Genomic DNA, 17,541 nt, shown 5'->3' on the forward strand with positions numbered 1-17,541 from the left:
GGTTTGGTTTAGAAAGAAAGAGGTCATGAGTAAAACGGAAAAAGCGATCATAACACTACTTCAACAGAAAGAAGTGTTTATGGATGTAGAGGATATTTTCCTGCAGCTGAATCCTGGTTGTAAGCGCTATAGTTATGCGGCAGTATACCATAGTGTACGTACGCTGAATCAAAAAGGGGCGATAGTAAGTGAGGTAAGGCCATTTGAACGAAGAAAATATTTTCGGATCAATGTAGCATGGAGTGCAAGAACGTTAGAATAGTGAAATATTATTTATAATCGATCTAAATAAATGTATATTTGTGGTGATTTGGATACGGCACCTCATAACTCAACTATAGCGATTAATGCAGAGACTTTCGAGCAGCTCTTTCAGGAATACTGGAAGAGGATGTACATCTTTGCTTTGAAGACAATGGAGGATGAGGATGACGCAAAGGAAATCGTTCAGGATGTTTTCAAATCGCTTTGGGAGCGAAAGGACGAATTAAGTATTAAGGACGTAGAGCGGTATTTATTAAGGTCTGTCAAGTTAAAATCTTTAGAGTATATTAGAAATAAAAGCACGAGAAAACGTCATCACGATGTGATACAGATACAAACAAAGGCGATGTATGAGGATGAACAGCTCCAGTTGAAGGAGCTGACGTCAAAACTAAATACTATTGTAGATGGATTGCCTAAGCAATGTAGAAATGTGTTCAAAATGAGTAGGGAGCAGGGGTTGACAAATCGAGAAATTGCTCAGACACTGTTTATTTCGGAGCGTGCTGTCGAATATCACATTAGCAAAGCTTTGATGGTGTTGCGGACCAATCTGATAGAGCAGAATTGACAACTCGAGACACTTGGAAAAGATAGTTTTATATTTTGTATTTTTGTATATAAGATGGATATCAGTAAAGCGCTATTAGAAAAGTACGAACTTGGTCAGTGTAATGACGAAGAGCTTGCTGCTGTCCAAAAGTGGTTAGAAAGTGAAGATTGGGGCGATTGGGAATTTTCAGAAGAAGTTAAGCCTGGTGTTAAAGAGGGAATGTGGGCGGATATCGCAGAGGTTATGGATAGTACACCAATTCCTAAATTGAAGAAACAGAATTCTTTCCTAAAGAAATATCGGTATGCTATCGCCGCTGCAAGTATAGTATTGCTTATCGGTGGTTATTATAGCTTGGCTCTGCAGAAAGAAGAGGAGTCTAATTTCCAAGCTTCTAATATTGAACCTGGTGTGGTGTCGTTTACAAAAGACGCTTTTGATATGGTGTTAAGTGCTAATAGCGAGGCTAGTATCGATTTTGAGACAGGTAGCATAGTCTTGACGGGAGATATTATGTTCAGGCCGAAGCGGGATTTTGTACTTCAGGACGAAAGAAGTAATCAGGTTTTTAACTTTAAAAGTGGTGAAGTATATTTTGTCTCGGATCGAGAAGAACAAAAGAAACTAATTATTTTATCGAAGAAGGAAATGATATTTTTACCTCCAGCCATTCAACGGAAAATAAAACAACAATTTCATATCTCTTAGTTGTTTATGAATCGATATAGATCTATTTTCTTTTCTTGTTCTCAACTACATTTAAGTCTGATCTTATTGTTGGTGGTTGCTTGTACATCTCCAAAGTCGAAAGATTCATTCTCGCCAAATTATGCACTTTATCTGTTGAACGCAGATGGATCTAATAGTTTCTATCTGAAGGAGAGTCTGCATGACGAAGGAAATATTCAAGAAATATCGGTGCCCAATGACAATTTTACAAGGGAATATATTCAAAAAGATGGATACTTTTTTCATGTCAACGAAAGAACAGATCACCTTGTACGCTACCAGTTAAATGATCTTAACGAGCTCATTACTTTAGATTCTATTCAACTTAAGGATGGTTATCTGGAGAACTATCTGTGGAAAAACGATTCTGATACCTTATTGCTTTTTACGGTGGAGAAGAAAACCACAGACAAATCAAGGATGTATGTGCTGGATGCGAAGAATTTTAAGTTGCTAAGAGAGCAACTCCTGCCAATTCCTAATGCTGTCGCGGATTTTGATTTGTTGAATATTGGGGTGGTCGATATTGTAAAAGATAGACTGTGGATAGCCTATTCTTATTCTAAATATTTGAAAGATAGAGATTATACCACTTCGGATACCATGTATTATACCACGGTAGATTTTACAACTTTAGAAGTTTTGGATCTACAGCGGGATAGTCGCTCTTCTTACCCAGGAGGGTTAAATACGGTGCAGTCTTATAGTGCAAGGGATGAAAGTGGTGATTTTTATTTTATGAGCTGCCCAGGAGTCGCTTTAGGTAACAATCAATCCCTACCAACGGCAATCTTTAGGAAAAAAAGCGGCCAGGTAAGAGTTGATACCGATTATATACTAAACATATCAAAGGCTATCAATAACCACGCTTATGGCTTTTGGTATTTAGGTAAGCACAAAGCCATAATTAGAAGTGAGCAAAAAGAAAAGTACACCGACTTTTCTAATCATCATTCGACCTATCAATTTGAATACTACCTTGTCGATCTGATTTCTCAGAAATTTCAGAAACTTGATCTACCATTGGATAAGGGCACCCGCAAAGAAAATGTCTTGGTGCAGGGAGACAGTGTCTATTTTGGAATAGATAGTGAAGACCAGCAGCATCAGATCTGGCATTATTCCATTAGTCAAGACAGATTAACTCCTGTTTCTTCTGTTTCAAAATCAGTTGATTATATCTTACGACTGGACTTTCTTAAATAAACTACACTTTTTTTCTTTTTACACCTTCGGATTACTGCTACATAAGCTACATACTTATGTATAATTAATCTAAATAAAAGATGTTGAACTTGAGATGGGGGCTGATGCTTCTATTTACAATAGGAATATTGTCGACCAACGGTCAGGGTAAAAGTGTAGAAGGTGTCGTTCGGAGTACAGATAAAAAAGTCATCGCCGGTGTGGGGGTGAAGATTGTTGAGACGGGAAAACAGACCACTACAGATACAAAAGGACGTTTTTCTTTTAAAGCATTAGAAACAGGTTCATATAATCTTCAGGTACAGGCTGTAGGTTATGATACTTTGAGAAAAAGGGTAACGGTTGTTGAGGGGCAGAATCTATTTCTAGATCTGCTTCTTTTGAAAAGAGATCAGGAGATAGAAACAGTTGATGTCTCAGGGAAAAGTAAAGCGCAGGAGATAAAGAGCTCTGGGTTTAATGTGAATGTTATTGAAACGAAAGCTTATGCAAATACCAACTCGGATATTAATCAGATTTTGAATCGTAGCGCTGGAGTCCGTGTGAGTGAACAAGGAGGCTTAGGGTCTAATTTTAATTTTTCGCTGAACGGACTGTCGGGAAACCATATTAAGTTTTTTATCGATGGTGTGCCGTTGGAATCTATGGGAGCGGGTCTGACATTCAATAATATTCCTGTCAATATTGTGGAGCGTATCGAGGTGTATAAAGGTGTGGTCCCTGCTTATTTGGGATCCGATGCATTAGGCGGGGCCGTAAACCTCGTGACCAATAAAGACCGTAACAAATTTATGGATTTGAGCTATAGTCTTGGATCTTTCAATACGCATCGCTCAGCCTTGAGTTCAGGCTATAAGGATCCGAAGACGGGGTTGACGCTCAATCTGAATGCCTACTACAACTATTCCGATAACAACTATAAAATGCGGACCAATCCTAAAGCTGGTGTGTTTTTAGAGGTGCCGCTAATGGATGATAAAGGTAACTATACCTCCTATGATACGCTGTCGTCCGCCCGAAGATTTCATGATAGCTATTATTCTTATATGACACAATTAGAAGCAGGTGTCCGGGATAAGCAATGGGCAGATGTGGCGGTGTTGGGTTTTACTTATGCGGGTACAGATAAAGATATTCAGACCGGAGCTACACAAGATCGGCCTAGAGGAATGGTGGATACTAAAACAAAAAGTTATACACCCAATATAAGATATAGAAAGGATAGATTGTTTATAGATGGGCTCTCTGCGACAATGTATGGTAACCTGGCCTATAGTAATACGATCATCACGGACACCAGTTCTTTTAATACGTATACCTGGACAGGAGCACCTGTAGATCTAGGTAGACCTTATGAAGGAGAGTTAGGATCTCGGAAATCTAGACAGCATCAAAAAAATAATAATCTATTTGGTCAAGCTAACTTAATGTATACGCTCTCTCCAAAGCATGTATTTACACTGAATCATAATATCAATAGTAATCAACGGGAGGCATACGATGAAATCGATCCTTACGATGATTATTACAGCAAGACCAATCGAATGGTGCAACAGGTCACGGGGTTGAACTACCAGCAATTACTACTCGATAAAAGACTCCATAGTTCTTTCTTTGGAAAACGGTATGGGGTAACGGGAAAAGTCAAGATTGGCGAGGCAGGAAGCTCATTGAAAACCACGGATTATTATGGCTATGGTGCAGCTGTAAGTTATAAAATCTGGGAAAGTATCGTTGTAAAGGGATCGTACGAACGTAGTTTTAGACTCCCTAGTTTTATCGAACTACATGGCGATGGCGTCAATGTGGATGCGAGTCCAAAGCTTCAGCCCGAAAACAGCGATAACTTTAATATCTCTTTGAATTATAATCTTGTTCGGGAGGACCATCAATTCTCTTTTGATGGCAACGTGTTTTATCGTAACGCAAGAAATTATATTGTCAACAAGACATATCAGGGACTTCAGGGGTCAAGAAGATACTCGTCGAATGAAAATGGGGTTAAGGTAAATGGTGCTGATACAGAGGTTCGGTATCTGTATAGGGGAGGTTTATTCCGGGCACAGTTCAATCTGAGCTACTACAATGCCATAGATCGGGAAAAGTATGATAAAGGAACAGACCGGATTAAGATGACCTACAAAAACCGAACGCCTAATGAGCCTTGGTTATATGGTAATGCCGATTTGAGTACATTTCTGAATAGGCCTTTTGGAGTCTCCGATGGGCGGTTATATATCAACTATTATTTACAGTTTGTTAATTCATATTCGTTAGGTTGGTCCAAGCTGGCAAAAAAGACCAGTGAAGATTATATCCCGGAGCAATGGCTGCACAATTTGGCATTGACCTATTCGTTAGCTGATAATAAATACAACATAACTTTTGAAGGGCGCAATTTAACAGATGAGATTGCTTACGACACATTCAAATTGCAGAAACCAGGACGGGCATTTTCCATCAAATTAAGGTATTTGATTTCTTATAAATAATAATTCTTATCATATGTTTGCTAAAATTAAAAATGGGCTGTTTGCAACACTCGCATTGTCAACAGCATTGGTATCCTCTTGTAAAGACAGTAATGATGGTCCAGACGGTCCTGTAATGGAAGAGCCCAATTTCGTGATTTCCTATAGTACAAAAGGGGGAACGTTCATGGTTCCCTTCGAAGATCTTATGTCGGGAGAGATTTCCCCAAAAGGTCGTGGTACAGACGTGACCAGTATATTCACTTGGGAAGAAAATCGCTTCCAAAGAGGGAAATATTTTTATCATTTGGAACCAGAAGGCCGTAAGTTTGGTAAATACAGCGCCGATGGAGGTGTAATAAAGACCGTTAAGACTATTCCGTTAGTCACTTTGACTAATTATTATTTGGGCTGGCACAACTGGATAGACGATACACATGTGGCTTTTGGACCGCGTGGAAGTAACGAATATGCGATTGTGGATGTAGAAAATATGGTTGTCAAATCTTCAGGGACTTTTAATACTGGTACAGCATTACCAAAAGACCATCAATTAAAGCTGTATGCGATGGTTCCTCAAGGTAACAAAGTAGTCTTAGGTTATAGTCTTTATGACCAAGTAAAGAAGATAACCTATGATACGACCTATACGGCATCTATGGATTACCCTTCGTTTACAAATTTTAAAGTTACAGGCAAAGATTTGCGATCAAATCCAATAGGGCCTGTACGTAACGGTTATTTTCACCAATTTAAAGAAAATGGATATACCTATCTAATGTCTTATACCATGCCATTTTTGGGAGGTAATAAACCACATATGCCAACTGGATTCTTCCGTATCAAAGATGGCGAACAATCTTTGGACAAAGATTACTTCTTTAATATCAGTGCACAAAGAGCTGGAGATAATCAGCTTGGTGTGGCCTACTTAGGGAATGGCAAGGCCTTGGTTATTTCTGCACATGATGTTGCTAATAATGTGAAGGAAAAAGATGATTGGTGGTATGCAGCCATGTGGGAATATCTGATTGTAGATGTAAATACACAAAAAGTAATAAAGAAGCTGGATTTTCCTCCTGTGACAAACTCCAGATCAGCGATCGTGCATAATGGTAAAGCATATATCGCAGTAAACGATCCAAAGGCAGACGCAATTTACATTTGGGAATATGACCCTGCAAGCGATAAATTAACCAAGGGAGCAAAAATCATAGGTGGAGATAACGATACCCCGATGTTATTTAACCTGAATAAGTAGTAAACATTTTAACGAACGTGTCTAAAAGAGCAGGTATTTTGCCCATTTCTTTTAGACACATTTTATTTTCATTCATTTAAGCCTTTTTATACCCTTATTCTTTTACATGAAATCTATTTTACTAAAAATAAATGCTTGGTTGCATCTTTGGCTAGGTTTGGCTTCAGGTATTATTGTCTTTGTTTTGTCCATTACAGGATGTGTATTGGTATTTGAGCATGATATAAAAGACTTAGTCTATAATTACATATCAGTAGAGGAACAGACGACAGATAAGCAACTACCGCCAAGTGTCATTTATCAAAAGATAAAAGAATTTTATCCAGATAAGGAAGTCGGTAGTTTGTGGTACTACGGTTTGGATAAGTCTATAAAGGCAAGTATCAACCATAGCGATACCTTGTTATATGTTAATCCATACACCGGACAGATTCTTGCCGAGGTGGACCATGAAGATATCTTTCATTTCATGGATGAAGGGCATCGTCATTTCTGGATTCACGGAAAGCTAGGACGTCAGATCGTGGGCTGGGGAACTTTTGTTTTTTTCTTGGTAACGCTTTCCGGAGTAATACTATGGTGGCCCAAACGATGGACAAGGCGTATGGTAAAGCAGAGTTTTACCATTAACTGGAAGGCGAAGTTAAAGCGGATTAACTACGATCTACACAATGTACTTGGCTTCTATTCGCTCTTGTTGGCTTTATTAATGGGATTAACTGGATTAATCATGGCTTTCCCATGGATGCGTAAATCGGTGATGTGGCTTAGTGGAGGCTTGCCTCCAAGGGTGAAAGTAGAAAGAGTAGAGTCTGGACTAACAACACCGGCTATGCAAGATGCTTTAGTGGTTGCAGATAAGATCTGGTATAAGGTGCGCAAAGAAATAGCGCAATTAAATAAAGAGGCCGTAATCGTCCATATTCCTGAAGAGGACGAGCAGACTATATATGCTTGTACGGATATGCATTCGGGGAGATGGCGTGACTTAAAGTTTGATCGCAATACAATAACGCTTTTGCCTAATTCACAAAAACCCATCAGCGAAGCTCAGGCGGCAGAATGGATATCACGTTCAAACTATGCGTTGCACACTGGATTTATAGGCGGTATGACGACTAAGATTATGTATTTCTTGGCAAGCTTAATATGTGCTTCATTGCCTATTACGGGTTTTTACGTTTGGTGGGGCAAGAAAAAGAAAGTAAAGAAAAAGACAAGTCGGCGGGCTGTTTCGAAAAAGGCTGATGTTGAACTTTCTTCATGATAGAGAATTAAAATTTTCTTAACTGTCTGAAAATGATAAGTTAATCTTCGTTCTCTTTATTTGTGTTAATCAACTATGAAGAGAGAAGTAGACTTGGTCGTTTTGTCTGACCTACATTTAGGAACTTATGGCTGCAGAGCCAAGGAGGTACTGCATTATTTGTACTCTATCAAACCATCGAAATTGATCTTGAATGGTGATATAATAGATATTTGGCAGTTTAAGAAAAGCTATTTTCCGGATCAACACCTCCGTGTCATTAAATACCTCTTTGATATGGCTTATCAGGGTACAGAGCTGATCTATGTTACGGGCAATCATGATGAGATGCTTCGTAAGTTTTCGGATATCAGTTTTGGGAATATTAAGTTGGTAGACAAGCTGGTGTTACATCTAGGCGATAAGAAGGCTTGGGTATTTCATGGTGATGTCTTCGACGCTTCTGTGCAGCATTCCAAATGGCTGGCCAAACTGGGAGGTTGGGGCTATGATATGCTTATTCGGTTGAATAATCTTATTAATTGGTGCCTGAATAGATTGGGACGTGAAAAATATTCGCTATCCAAAAGAATTAAAAATTCGGTAAAAAAAGCGGTCAAATTTATTGGCGATTTTGAACATACTGCGTCAGAGCTTGCGATAGAGAGCCATTATGATTATGTGATCTGTGGTCACATCCATCAACCACAGATCCGTACCGTCGAAACGAAAAAGGGAAAATGTGTGTATATGAACTCCGGTGATTGGATAGAAAACCTATCTGCATTGGAATATAATAACCACGAATGGACCATGTTTCACTATGAGGAACAGAAAGACAAGCTGGGCAAGTATCCGCTGCACGAGTCTCCTCTGTCCTATACATTGGACAGTATTTTGGATAGGATTAAGGTCGGGCGCTAACTCGTTAGAACCGAATAATCTCCTCGATCTGCTCCTGCACGAATTTATAGGTGCTATCCTCATCAAAATCTCCCCCTTGGCTTAGCTCGCTTTGGATACTGGGGATATGAATTTTTAACGGCATGACATGCATTCGCATATAATTGCAAACCCCTGTAAAGTGATCCACACCTCTGATATTTCCGTATTTTCCGGTTGAGACACCTACAAGAGCGGCTTTTTTGTGGTAGAAGGAAACAGGATAAGCGCAAGCATCAATGAAAGTTTTTAGTACTCCGGGGTAGCTACCATTGTATTCTGGAATGATAAAGACAAATTTCTGTGCCTCTGATACCAACTCTTGAATTGGAGCGAAGGCTGCGGAACGCTTGCCGTATAGGTCGGTAAATAATATGTCGTGAGGAAGATCTGTCAACGATAGAATCTGCCAATCTTCTCCTTTCTTGTTCAACTCTTTTTTATAATATTCTGCGACTTTTAACGAGTTACTACCCAGTCGATTTGTTCCTGAAATAATTAAATTCATTGTAATGTTGCTACTTATAATAATCAATCAACGAGTTTATCAAATCGTAAATCAATTTTTTGTATCTTAGCATCCTGAGTAATAGTATCAGGAAGTTCTCAAATTTAGTAATTTTAACATCATTTAAACATTTCTTTAGTAATAGGAATGTATTTTTGAATGGAGAACAATTCTTGAAAACAAAAATTGTAAAAGGTTCGGTATCTCATGGGAAAAATAATTGCAATAGCAAATCAAAAAGGTGGCGTAGGGAAGACAACAACTTCGATAAATTTGGCAGCGAGTTTAGCCGTTTTGGAGTATAAGACGCTGTTAGTGGACGCGGATCCACAGGCAAACTCTACTTCAGGGATAGGTTTCGATCCTCGAAATATCAAAGCTAGTGTCTATGAGTGTTTGGTGAATGATCTGGATCCTCGTGAGGCTATCCAAGCGACAGATACACCTTATTTAGATCTTTTGCCGGCACATATTGATTTAGTGGGTGCGGAGATTGAGATGATTAATCTTCATGAGCGCGAGTATAAAATGAAGAAAATGCTGGGCGAAATCAAAGATGATTATGATTTTATTATCATCGATTGCTCGCCATCACTAGGCTTGATTACGATCAATGCGCTAACGGGATCTGATTCGGTGATTATTCCGGTACAGTGTGAATATTTTGCGCTTGAGGGATTAGGTAAATTGTTAAATACCATAAAAATTGTTCAAAATAGATTAAATACGGACTTAGAAATCGAAGGGATTCTACTTACTATGTATGATGTACGTCTACGCTTGTCAAATCAGGTAGTCGAAGAAGTTCGGACACACTTTACGGATCTGGTTTTTGAAACTATTATACAACGCAATACACGATTGAGTGAAGCGCCTAGTTTTGGTATTTCCGTGATTATGCACGATGCTTCATGTAAAGGAGCTGTGAATTACTTGAATCTTGCTCGTGAGATTTTGCAGAAAAATGGTTTGGTTGAACATAATAAAGAAAAAGCGATCGTATAAGAATGGCAGCATTACAACGTAAAACAGGGTTAGGGAAAGGCTTAGGTGCTTTGTTGCAGGATGATTTGAAGGATTCACCGGTTTCTCCTCAGAAAGATAGCGGTGAAGTATCCGGATCTGCGGCAGGAAGTATCAATTTTATTAGGGTCGAGCAAATCACTGTCAATCCTTTTCAACCTCGTACTGATTTTGATGAGGAAGCATTAAAAGAGTTATCGGAGTCTATTCAACTTCAGGGGTTAATACAGCCGATTACGGTACGTCAGGTTAGCAAAAATCAATATCAATTGATCAGTGGTGAGCGTCGTTTGCGCGCTTCCAAGCTTGCCGGTATTACTGATATCCCAGCGTATGTACGTACAGCCAATGACCAACAGATGTTGGAGATGGCTTTGATTGAAAATATTCAACGGGAGAATCTAAATGCGATTGAAGTAGCATTGAGTTTTCAGCGAATGATTGAAGAATGTAATTTAAAACAGGAAGAATTAGGAGACCGTGTTTCCAAAAATCGCTCTACGGTTACAAACTATTTGCGTTTATTGAAGCTACCTCCTGCTATCCAGGCTGGTATTCGGGATGGACAGATTTCTATGGGGCACGCACGTGCTTTGATTAATGTCGGTGAAATTGATAAACAGCTGTTTGTCTTTCAGGAGATTATTGAAAAAGGACTATCTGTGCGTATGACAGAAATTCTAGTTCGTAATATACAAGAGCAGGCGAAACCTAAGAAAAATCAAAATGTAGGGAAGCAATTGGACTTTCAATATCAAAAAATTGAAGATGATTTGGCTTCTAGATTTTCTACCCGGGTACGTTTAAATCTGAAAAATAGCCGTGGTAAGGGGGCTATCGAAATACCATTTGATTCTGAAGATGATTTGAGTCGTATTTTAGAACTTCTTGACTGGTAATGCCTAAGATAATAGTAATTATATTTTTTTTAATATTGGCACAGGGGACCTATGCCCAAATAGATTCTACCCGTGTGCTTAGGGACTCAACAAAGCTGGCTTTGGACAGTATTGCTCCACAGGATTCGGTAAAAAAGGAAACAAGGAAGGAGCGTAAAGAGCGAGAAAAAGCTGAAAAGGAGCGCGCCAAATATTATTACAAGGATATTCTTAAAGATTCGACACGATTGGCCATCGAAGAGATCTCTCGAGTGGCCTGGCGAAGATCGGCTATAGCACCTGGTTGGGGACAGATAACGAATGGTGGTCGTTGGGTATGGGTCAAGTTGCCCATTATTTATGGTGGTTTTATAACAGCCTATTTCGTGTTTGATTACTGGAACTATTATTATAAGATGTTTGCCAAAGAGGCCGCTTATCGGATCGACAATGGAGATGATAAACAAAACTTGGATTTGCAGAATTACAGTACTACAGGTTTAATTCAGCAAAAAGATAATTTTAGGCGAAATCGTGATATGACAGTCATAATTACCGCGGTATGGTGGGCGGGCAATGTAATAGAAGCATATACCGATTCCATGCTGCGCAACCGATATAATATAGGTGATGACCTAACGGTCAAAATCAATCCGACATTTATGCCTACCCCGACATTGGCTTATCAACCTAATTTTGCAAATTATTTTACCCCCGGCATCAAATTGACATTTGCGATTAAATAATAAATGTTAATTTGGCAATTATTAAACTATAAGATATGAAGATCGTTTTACTTGGTTATGGAAAAATGGGGCAACTTATTGAGAAGTTTGCACTCAAGCGAGGTCATGAAGTCGTACTTATCGTAGATGCCAATAATAGAGATAGTATCGGTGTAGAGGATCTTGAAGGAGCAGACGTTGCTATTGATTTCAGTACACCAGAAGCCGCATTGTCCAATATTAGTTTGTGTTTTGAATCAAACTTGCCCATCGTAGTAGGTACTACGGGATGGTATGAGCATATGCAAGAAGTTAAGGATACTTGCCTTGAGGCAGAACAAGCTCTTTTATACGGATCTAACTTTAGTATAGGCGTAAATGTCTTCTTTCATATCAACAGGCTTTTGGCTCGCGCTATGGATCCTTATAAGCAATATGATGTACAGGTTGAAGAGATTCATCATATTCACAAATTGGATGCGCCTAGCGGGACGGCTATTACCATCGCCGAAGGGATTCTTGATAATTATACATCAAAATCTTCATGGGTGAATGAGGTGGTGGGAGCTGAGAATGATGTAATTAATAAACCTGACGAGTTATTGATCGAAAGTCTCCGTATCGAAGAGGTTCCCGGCACACATACTGTGCTATATAGTTCTGAAGTAGATCAGATCGAATTCAAACATACGGCACACAATAGAGACGGTTTTGCTTTAGGTGCTGTCGTGGCAGCAGAGTGGTTGGAGGGACGTAAAGGTTTCTTTCAAGTTACTGAGATTTTTGATTTTAATAAATAATAATAAGTACTGTAACATTTAAATTGAACAGTCGACATATAAGAAGTCATGATTATAACTTTTGACTTTAGTCGGGTTTTTAATTTCTGACTTTTAAATTTTACTATTATGTGGTATATCGTTTTTGGAATACTTACTGTCATCTCGCTTTATGGGCTATGGCTATTGTTTAAAAAAGCTGGTAAACAAGGCTGGGAAGCAGTGATTCCTTTTTATAGAGAATATGTCATGGCGCAGTTGGTTGGTAGACCGACTTGGTGGATAGTCTGGCTTTTCGTACCTATTGTAAATATTTTCATATTTTATGGTTTTTACCTGGATCTGATTAAAGCATTTGGCAAGCGTCGTTTTTGGGAAAATGCAGCAGCAGTTCTTGTTCCGTTTATAGTTCTTCCGATGTGGGGTAGAGATCCTGCAGTTAAGTATTTAGGGCAACCCAATACCGAAGAGTTCAAGAAGAAATACCCTTACAAGAAATCTGTAACCCGGGAATGGGCCGATGCGATCATCTTTGCTACTGTAGCGGCATCATTAATTCGAGGTTTTCTAATTGAAGCTTATATGATCCCTACGGGTTCCATGGAGCGCAGTCTTTTAGTTGGTGACTTTCTGTTTGTTAGCAAGTTGAATTATGGACCTCGTGTTCCTAATACCCCGTTGGCATTTCCTTTTGCACATCATACGATGCCTATAACGGGCGGTAAAGCTTATTCCGAATTAATCAAAATTCCATATAAGAGATTGCCTGGCTTTGAGAATATCGAACGTAATGATGTGGTTGTCTTCAATTTTCCGATGGAAGCAGATGCCCCTTACAATAGGCCTGTCGACAAAAGGGAGAATTATATCAAACGTGCTGTAGGGAAACCTGGTGATGTCGTTGAGATGAAAGGAGGACATTTGGTTGTGAATGGTAAAACAGGCTTTGATTCTGATGATGTACAGTCTGCTTATATTGTGTACACCGACGAACGTGGACTTGATCCAGATATTTTGGTGGACAAGCGTTTTGAGTATATGGCGTTGCCAGATGAAAATGGGCGTATCGTTGCTTACCTTTTACATGTTACCAAAGAAGAAATACAGCAAGTCAAAGGCTGGTCTAATGTGACCGAAGTAACGCCTTACAATAATGACAGTGCTGCCTTTCCAAAAGACAATCAATATAACTGGAACTTTCATAATTTTGGCCCCTTAACTGTTCCTAAGAAAGGGGATGTTGTTCAAATTAATGATCTTACATATCCGATTTATCAACGTTTGATTACGGTATACGAAGGGAATACACTTGAAAAACGCGCTGATGGTTTTTATATTAATGGAATTAAGGAGGCTAGTTATACCATTAAGATGGACTACTATTGGATGATGGGAGACAACCGTGATAACTCTTTGGATTCTCGTGATTTTGGGTTTGTTCCGGAAGATCATGTGGTAGGGAAGGCGTTGTTTACCTGGTTGAGCTGGGATAAAGATGGAACTTTCTTCTCGAAGATTCGCTGGAATCGAATTTTTAGAGGAATAAAATAAGAGTAAAAAAGTAAATGTATAAAGAAAGCCCTAAGTAGACCTATTTACTTAGGGCTTTCTTTTCTGAATGTCTGTATTATTGATTCTAATTTACGTTTCAAGGCATCAATGAACTCTCTTCGTTCGGTTCAATGGAATCATGAAAGTTTTATGGGGTAGTAGCATGTATTTAGGCTTTTAATGCGGCCAAATATCGCTTTATGGTTTCTTCGAGACCGAGATAAAGAGCGTCTGCAATCAATGCATGTCCGATGCTCACCTCTAGTAATTCGGGAATGTGTTGATTAAAGTAAGCTAAGTTGTTTAGGTCTAGGTCATGACCTGCATTTAACCCTAAGCCGAGCTCGCGTGCTTTTACTGCTGCTTGATAATACGGTGCGATAGCCTTTTCCTTATCGAACCCAAATTCGGCCGCATAAGCTTCTGTGTACAATTCGACACGATCAGTGCCTGTTTCTGCCGCCCCTTCAATCATTTCCACTATAGGGTCTACAAATATCGAAACTCGAATTCCTTCTTTTTGGAATAGACTAACCATGTTTTTAAGGTAATCTTTATGTTTTAAGGTATCCCAACCATGATTAGAAGTTATTTGTCCCAAGACATCGGGTACCAAGGTAACCTGTGTAGGTTTGTTGGCTAATACTAGGTCTATAAATTTCTGTTCCTGACAGTTACCTTCGATATTAAATTCCGTTTTGATTTCAGCTTTAAGGTCATATACATCCTGATAACGGATGTGTCTTTCATCTGGGCGAGGATGCACTGTGATGCCTTCTGCTCCGAATCGTTCTGCCGCCAGTGCTGCTGCCAGGACATTTGGTGTGTTGCCTCCACGAGAATTACGAAGGGTAGCCACTTTATTGATGTTTACAGATAATTTTGTCATGTTTAGCATATTATTAGGTAAAGATAGTTAAAATCAAATTAATACCTTTTAGACGTAATTATGGAGACTGTTTTTAGTAAAAACTTTCATGATGCCTTTGGATCAGCAACAGACATGAAAGTTCTTGATGGCCTTTGAAAACAGACACTTTCAGAAAAAAGGAAGGTTACATTTAGACACATTTATTGTCGCTCTAGCCGCGACATGGCTCATACTTTTGTCTTGCCAAAAGTATGCAAAAGCGTGTCGCTGTACCGTATCGGCACAATGATTTACCATTCCTGCTAGCGCCGATCCGCTAAGGCGACTTAATCTAAAGTATACGTATACGCCATCCAGACAATTCCTTAATTAACTATTAGCAAAACTAATACAAACCTCAAAACGTACATTTTAGCTAAATCTCGCCTGTGAAGATTTTGGCATTAGTAGGTGGAAGCCCTACCCTTACAGCCAAAATGTTCGAGCGAGGAGTTTTGGTTACTTTTGCTCCAAAAGTAACATGCCCTGCGCCGGCAGAGAGGCGCATAAAAAAACTCCAATTAAAACCAACTAATTTCATTATATGCCGATCTAGAAGACTAAATTGAGGTATTACGTTTATAAAACTATGAAAGAGAGATAAATCTTAGTATTAATTTTTTAAATTGCATTATAAATGGAAGGACTAAGCTTTAATCTACTCGAAGGGTTCCGATTACTGGATATTATAGATATCTTTTTAGTGGCCGTCATCGTGTATTACGTCTACAGTTTAATAAAGGGTACTATTGCTGTTAATATCCTGTTGGGGGTAGCCCTATTCTACGGGATCTATTTGGTGGTGAAGCAATTGGAGATGCGCCTATTGACAGAAATATTCGGTGGATTTATTTCTGTAGGATCAATTGCATTAATTGTAGTCTTCCAGCAAGAGATAAGACGCTTTCTGTTACATATTGGTAAGAATATCTCGATGCGCCGTAAGAAGTTTTTTTGGACATTTCTAGGGGCTAAGAAGACCGCTCAACAGGATCATTCCGAAAAGATAAAACCTATTGTTGATGCCTGTAGGAGCATGTCTAGATCACGTACCGGAGCCTTATTGGTGTTTTCTAAGTATTTTGATGAAGAGTATTACCAATCCAGCGGCGAGTATATAGATGCTCCGGTATCGAAGCGATTGCTGGAGAGTATTTTCTTTAAAAATAGTCCGTTGCATGATGGTGCTGTCGTTATCGTAGATTTTCGGGTGATGACCGCTAGTTCGGTGTTGCCACTCTCCGATAGTGAGGATCTTCCACCTCAGTTTGGGTTAAGACACCGTGCTGCTATCGGTGTGACCGAGGTATCGGAGGCCGTTGCCGTTATTGTTTCTGAAGAAACAGGCGAGATTTCCTTTGCCAAAGACGGAAATGTAAATATGAATCTCAGTCCAGAAGAATTGGAAGATCTCTTGAAAGAAGAGTTGTAATAGTTCGTTGTTTTGGATTGTTTTTAGAATATTTTTCTGCATAAACTTATTTGCTGTGATTTTTATTCGACAAAATTCGTGTTGTCGTGTTTTATTGAAATCTATTTCCTAAATTTACTATAGTATAAACTTTAAATTTTGATCGTATGCATTTTGATGAAAATAAGCCTCTCGATGTCGTCTTGAATGATTTATTTGATCATTACAGAGCCCATGTTTCGGACGTTAATAAGATTACCGACGCTTTATTGGCAAAAGGGGTGATCGGATCGCAGGAAGATATTGTCAATGATCATATTGCCTTTCGTACGCTAGGGGTACCCCATCTAGGAATTAAATCCTTTGAGAAGATATTCTTAGCATTTGGTTATGAAAAAAGAGATTATTATTATTTTGAAGGTAAGAAATTAGATGCATATTGGTTCTCTCCCCCCCAAGAAGGATACCCGCGTATATTTGTTTCCGAATTACGTGTACAGGATCTGAGTTCGAAGGCGCAAGAGATAATCCATAAGTATACTTCTTCTATTGTTGAGGATCCTGTCGACGCTATCAATCTGGAAAATGGTCAAGAAGTTGCCGATTTCCTTCAAAAGCCATTATGGGATTTACCGACTTCGACAGATTATCAAGCTTTACTAGCGGAGAGCGAATATGCTGCCTGGGTGATTTACAACCGATACTACTTAAACCACTATACCATCAGTATTCATGAGTTAAAAGATGGTTATAATACTTTAGAGGAGTTTAATTCTTTTTTGACGAGTATCGGAGTGAAGCTTAATAACTCCGGCGGCGTGATCAAGACTAGCGATGACGGTTTGTTAAGACAGAGTAGTACTGTGTCTGCATTGTATAAAGCGCTTTTCGCAGATGGACAAGAGTTGGAGATAGCGGGGAGCTATGTGGAGTTTGCCGAGCGAAGTATATTGCCCGAGTTCACTCATTTAGCTAAATCTGAAATTGGTGTCAAACACAGAAGAGATGGTTTTGAAACCAATAATGCAGATAAAATTTTTGAAAGCACATATACTACGCAAATTAAAGGGGCATAAGAAAACTT

General features: G+C 39.1%; 18 protein-coding genes. 15 read left to right on the forward strand and 3 right to left on the reverse strand.

The annotated features are described in order from the left end of the window. The first annotated feature begins 25 nt into the window (after nucleotides 1–25). The 8 genes from B5X76_RS09195 (at nucleotide 26) to B5X76_RS09230 (ending at nucleotide 8,654) form a co-directional block, all read left to right on the forward strand. Nucleotides 26–262, forward strand: a complete 237-nt coding sequence (locus B5X76_RS09195; RefSeq protein ID WP_176141029.1) for a transcriptional repressor — start codon at nucleotides 26–28, stop codon at nucleotides 260–262. A gap of 30 nt (nucleotides 263–292) precedes the next feature. After that, nucleotides 293–835, forward strand: coding sequence for an RNA polymerase sigma-70 factor (locus B5X76_RS09200; protein ID WP_079642807.1), 543 nt, complete (start codon nucleotides 293–295; stop codon nucleotides 833–835). A 54-nt stretch (nucleotides 836–889) separates the two neighbouring features. Then, complete coding sequence (locus B5X76_RS09205; protein WP_079642808.1) at nucleotides 890–1,525, forward strand: hypothetical protein; 636 nt, start codon at nucleotides 890–892, stop codon at nucleotides 1,523–1,525. Nucleotides 1,526–1,531: 6 nt separating this feature from the next. Next, complete coding sequence (locus B5X76_RS09210; protein ID WP_139375257.1) at nucleotides 1,532–2,752, forward strand: hypothetical protein; 1,221 nt, start codon at nucleotides 1,532–1,534, stop codon at nucleotides 2,750–2,752. An 80-nt stretch (nucleotides 2,753–2,832) separates the two neighbouring features. Next, nucleotides 2,833–5,244 carry a TonB-dependent receptor gene (locus B5X76_RS09215; protein ID WP_079642810.1) on the forward strand — a complete coding sequence of 804 codons (2,412 nt, stop codon included), beginning with the start codon at nucleotides 2,833–2,835 and terminating at the stop codon, nucleotides 5,242–5,244. A 13-nt stretch (nucleotides 5,245–5,257) separates the two neighbouring features. Next, nucleotides 5,258–6,484 (forward strand): DUF4374 domain-containing protein, encoded by a 1,227-nt coding sequence (locus tag B5X76_RS09220; protein ID WP_079642811.1) that lies wholly within the window; start codon nucleotides 5,258–5,260, stop codon nucleotides 6,482–6,484. 106 nt (nucleotides 6,485–6,590) lie between these two features. Then, nucleotides 6,591–7,751: a PepSY-associated TM helix domain-containing protein gene (locus tag B5X76_RS09225; protein WP_079642812.1), complete on the forward strand. Its 1,161-nt coding sequence runs from the start codon at nucleotides 6,591–6,593 to the stop codon at nucleotides 7,749–7,751. A gap of 75 nt (nucleotides 7,752–7,826) precedes the next feature. Then, on the forward strand, nucleotides 7,827–8,654 hold the full coding sequence (locus B5X76_RS09230; RefSeq protein WP_079642813.1) for a UDP-2,3-diacylglucosamine diphosphatase: 828 nt from the start codon (nucleotides 7,827–7,829) through the stop codon (nucleotides 8,652–8,654). Between the two features lie 4 nt (nucleotides 8,655–8,658). Here the strand turns inward: B5X76_RS09230 and B5X76_RS09235 are convergent, their stop codons facing one another. Continuing rightward, nucleotides 8,659–9,180, reverse strand: coding sequence for an NADPH-dependent FMN reductase (locus B5X76_RS09235; protein ID WP_079642814.1), 522 nt, complete (start codon nucleotides 9,178–9,180; stop codon nucleotides 8,659–8,661). A gap of 207 nt (nucleotides 9,181–9,387) precedes the next feature. Between B5X76_RS09235 and B5X76_RS09240 the strand changes: the two genes are divergently transcribed. The 5 genes from B5X76_RS09240 (at nucleotide 9,388) to lepB (ending at nucleotide 14,136) form a co-directional block, all read left to right on the forward strand. Then, the gene (locus tag B5X76_RS09240) at nucleotides 9,388–10,185 is read left to right on the forward strand and encodes a ParA family protein (RefSeq protein WP_079642815.1); all 798 of its coding nucleotides are present in this window, start codon (nucleotides 9,388–9,390) and stop codon (nucleotides 10,183–10,185) included. Between the two features lie 2 nt (nucleotides 10,186–10,187). Continuing rightward, nucleotides 10,188–11,102, forward strand: a complete 915-nt coding sequence (locus B5X76_RS09245; protein ID WP_079642816.1) for a ParB/RepB/Spo0J family partition protein — start codon at nucleotides 10,188–10,190, stop codon at nucleotides 11,100–11,102. After that, the gene (locus tag B5X76_RS09250) at nucleotides 11,102–11,827 is read left to right on the forward strand and encodes a DUF5683 domain-containing protein (protein ID WP_079642817.1); all 726 of its coding nucleotides are present in this window, start codon (nucleotides 11,102–11,104) and stop codon (nucleotides 11,825–11,827) included. Before B5X76_RS09245 ends, B5X76_RS09250 begins: the two co-directional genes overlap by 1 nt. A 35-nt stretch (nucleotides 11,828–11,862) precedes the next feature. Next, nucleotides 11,863–12,606, forward strand: a complete 744-nt coding sequence (gene dapB / locus B5X76_RS09255) for a 4-hydroxy-tetrahydrodipicolinate reductase (RefSeq protein WP_079642818.1) — start codon at nucleotides 11,863–11,865, stop codon at nucleotides 12,604–12,606. A gap of 108 nt (nucleotides 12,607–12,714) precedes the next feature. Further along, nucleotides 12,715–14,136: a signal peptidase I gene (gene lepB / locus B5X76_RS09260; RefSeq protein WP_079642819.1), complete on the forward strand. Its 1,422-nt coding sequence runs from the start codon at nucleotides 12,715–12,717 to the stop codon at nucleotides 14,134–14,136. Nucleotides 14,137–14,305: 169 nt separating this feature from the next. Here lepB and B5X76_RS09265 read toward each other — a convergent pair whose 3' ends face one another. Continuing rightward, nucleotides 14,306–15,025 (reverse strand): pyridoxine 5'-phosphate synthase, encoded by a 720-nt coding sequence (locus B5X76_RS09265; RefSeq protein ID WP_079642820.1) that lies wholly within the window; start codon nucleotides 15,023–15,025, stop codon nucleotides 14,306–14,308. Between the two features lie 397 nt (nucleotides 15,026–15,422). Next, nucleotides 15,423–15,587 (reverse strand): hypothetical protein, encoded by a 165-nt coding sequence (locus B5X76_RS21965; RefSeq protein WP_176141030.1) that lies wholly within the window; start codon nucleotides 15,585–15,587, stop codon nucleotides 15,423–15,425. A 96-nt stretch (nucleotides 15,588–15,683) separates the two neighbouring features. On the opposite strand from B5X76_RS21965, the gene cdaA reads away from it, so the two are divergent. Together cdaA and B5X76_RS09275 are read left to right on the forward strand one after the other, a co-directional pair. Continuing rightward, on the forward strand, nucleotides 15,684–16,478 hold the full coding sequence (gene cdaA, locus B5X76_RS09270) for a diadenylate cyclase CdaA (RefSeq protein ID WP_079642821.1): 795 nt from the start codon (nucleotides 15,684–15,686) through the stop codon (nucleotides 16,476–16,478). A 146-nt stretch (nucleotides 16,479–16,624) separates the two neighbouring features. After that, nucleotides 16,625–17,533 (forward strand): DUF1338 domain-containing protein, encoded by a 909-nt coding sequence (locus tag B5X76_RS09275; protein WP_079642822.1) that lies wholly within the window; start codon nucleotides 16,625–16,627, stop codon nucleotides 17,531–17,533. The last annotated feature ends 8 nt before the right edge of the window (nucleotides 17,534–17,541 follow it).

Source organism: Sphingobacterium nematocida (assembly GCF_900168125.1).
In the GTDB taxonomy this organism is placed as follows: domain Bacteria; phylum Bacteroidota; class Bacteroidia; order Sphingobacteriales; family Sphingobacteriaceae; genus Sphingobacterium; species Sphingobacterium nematocida.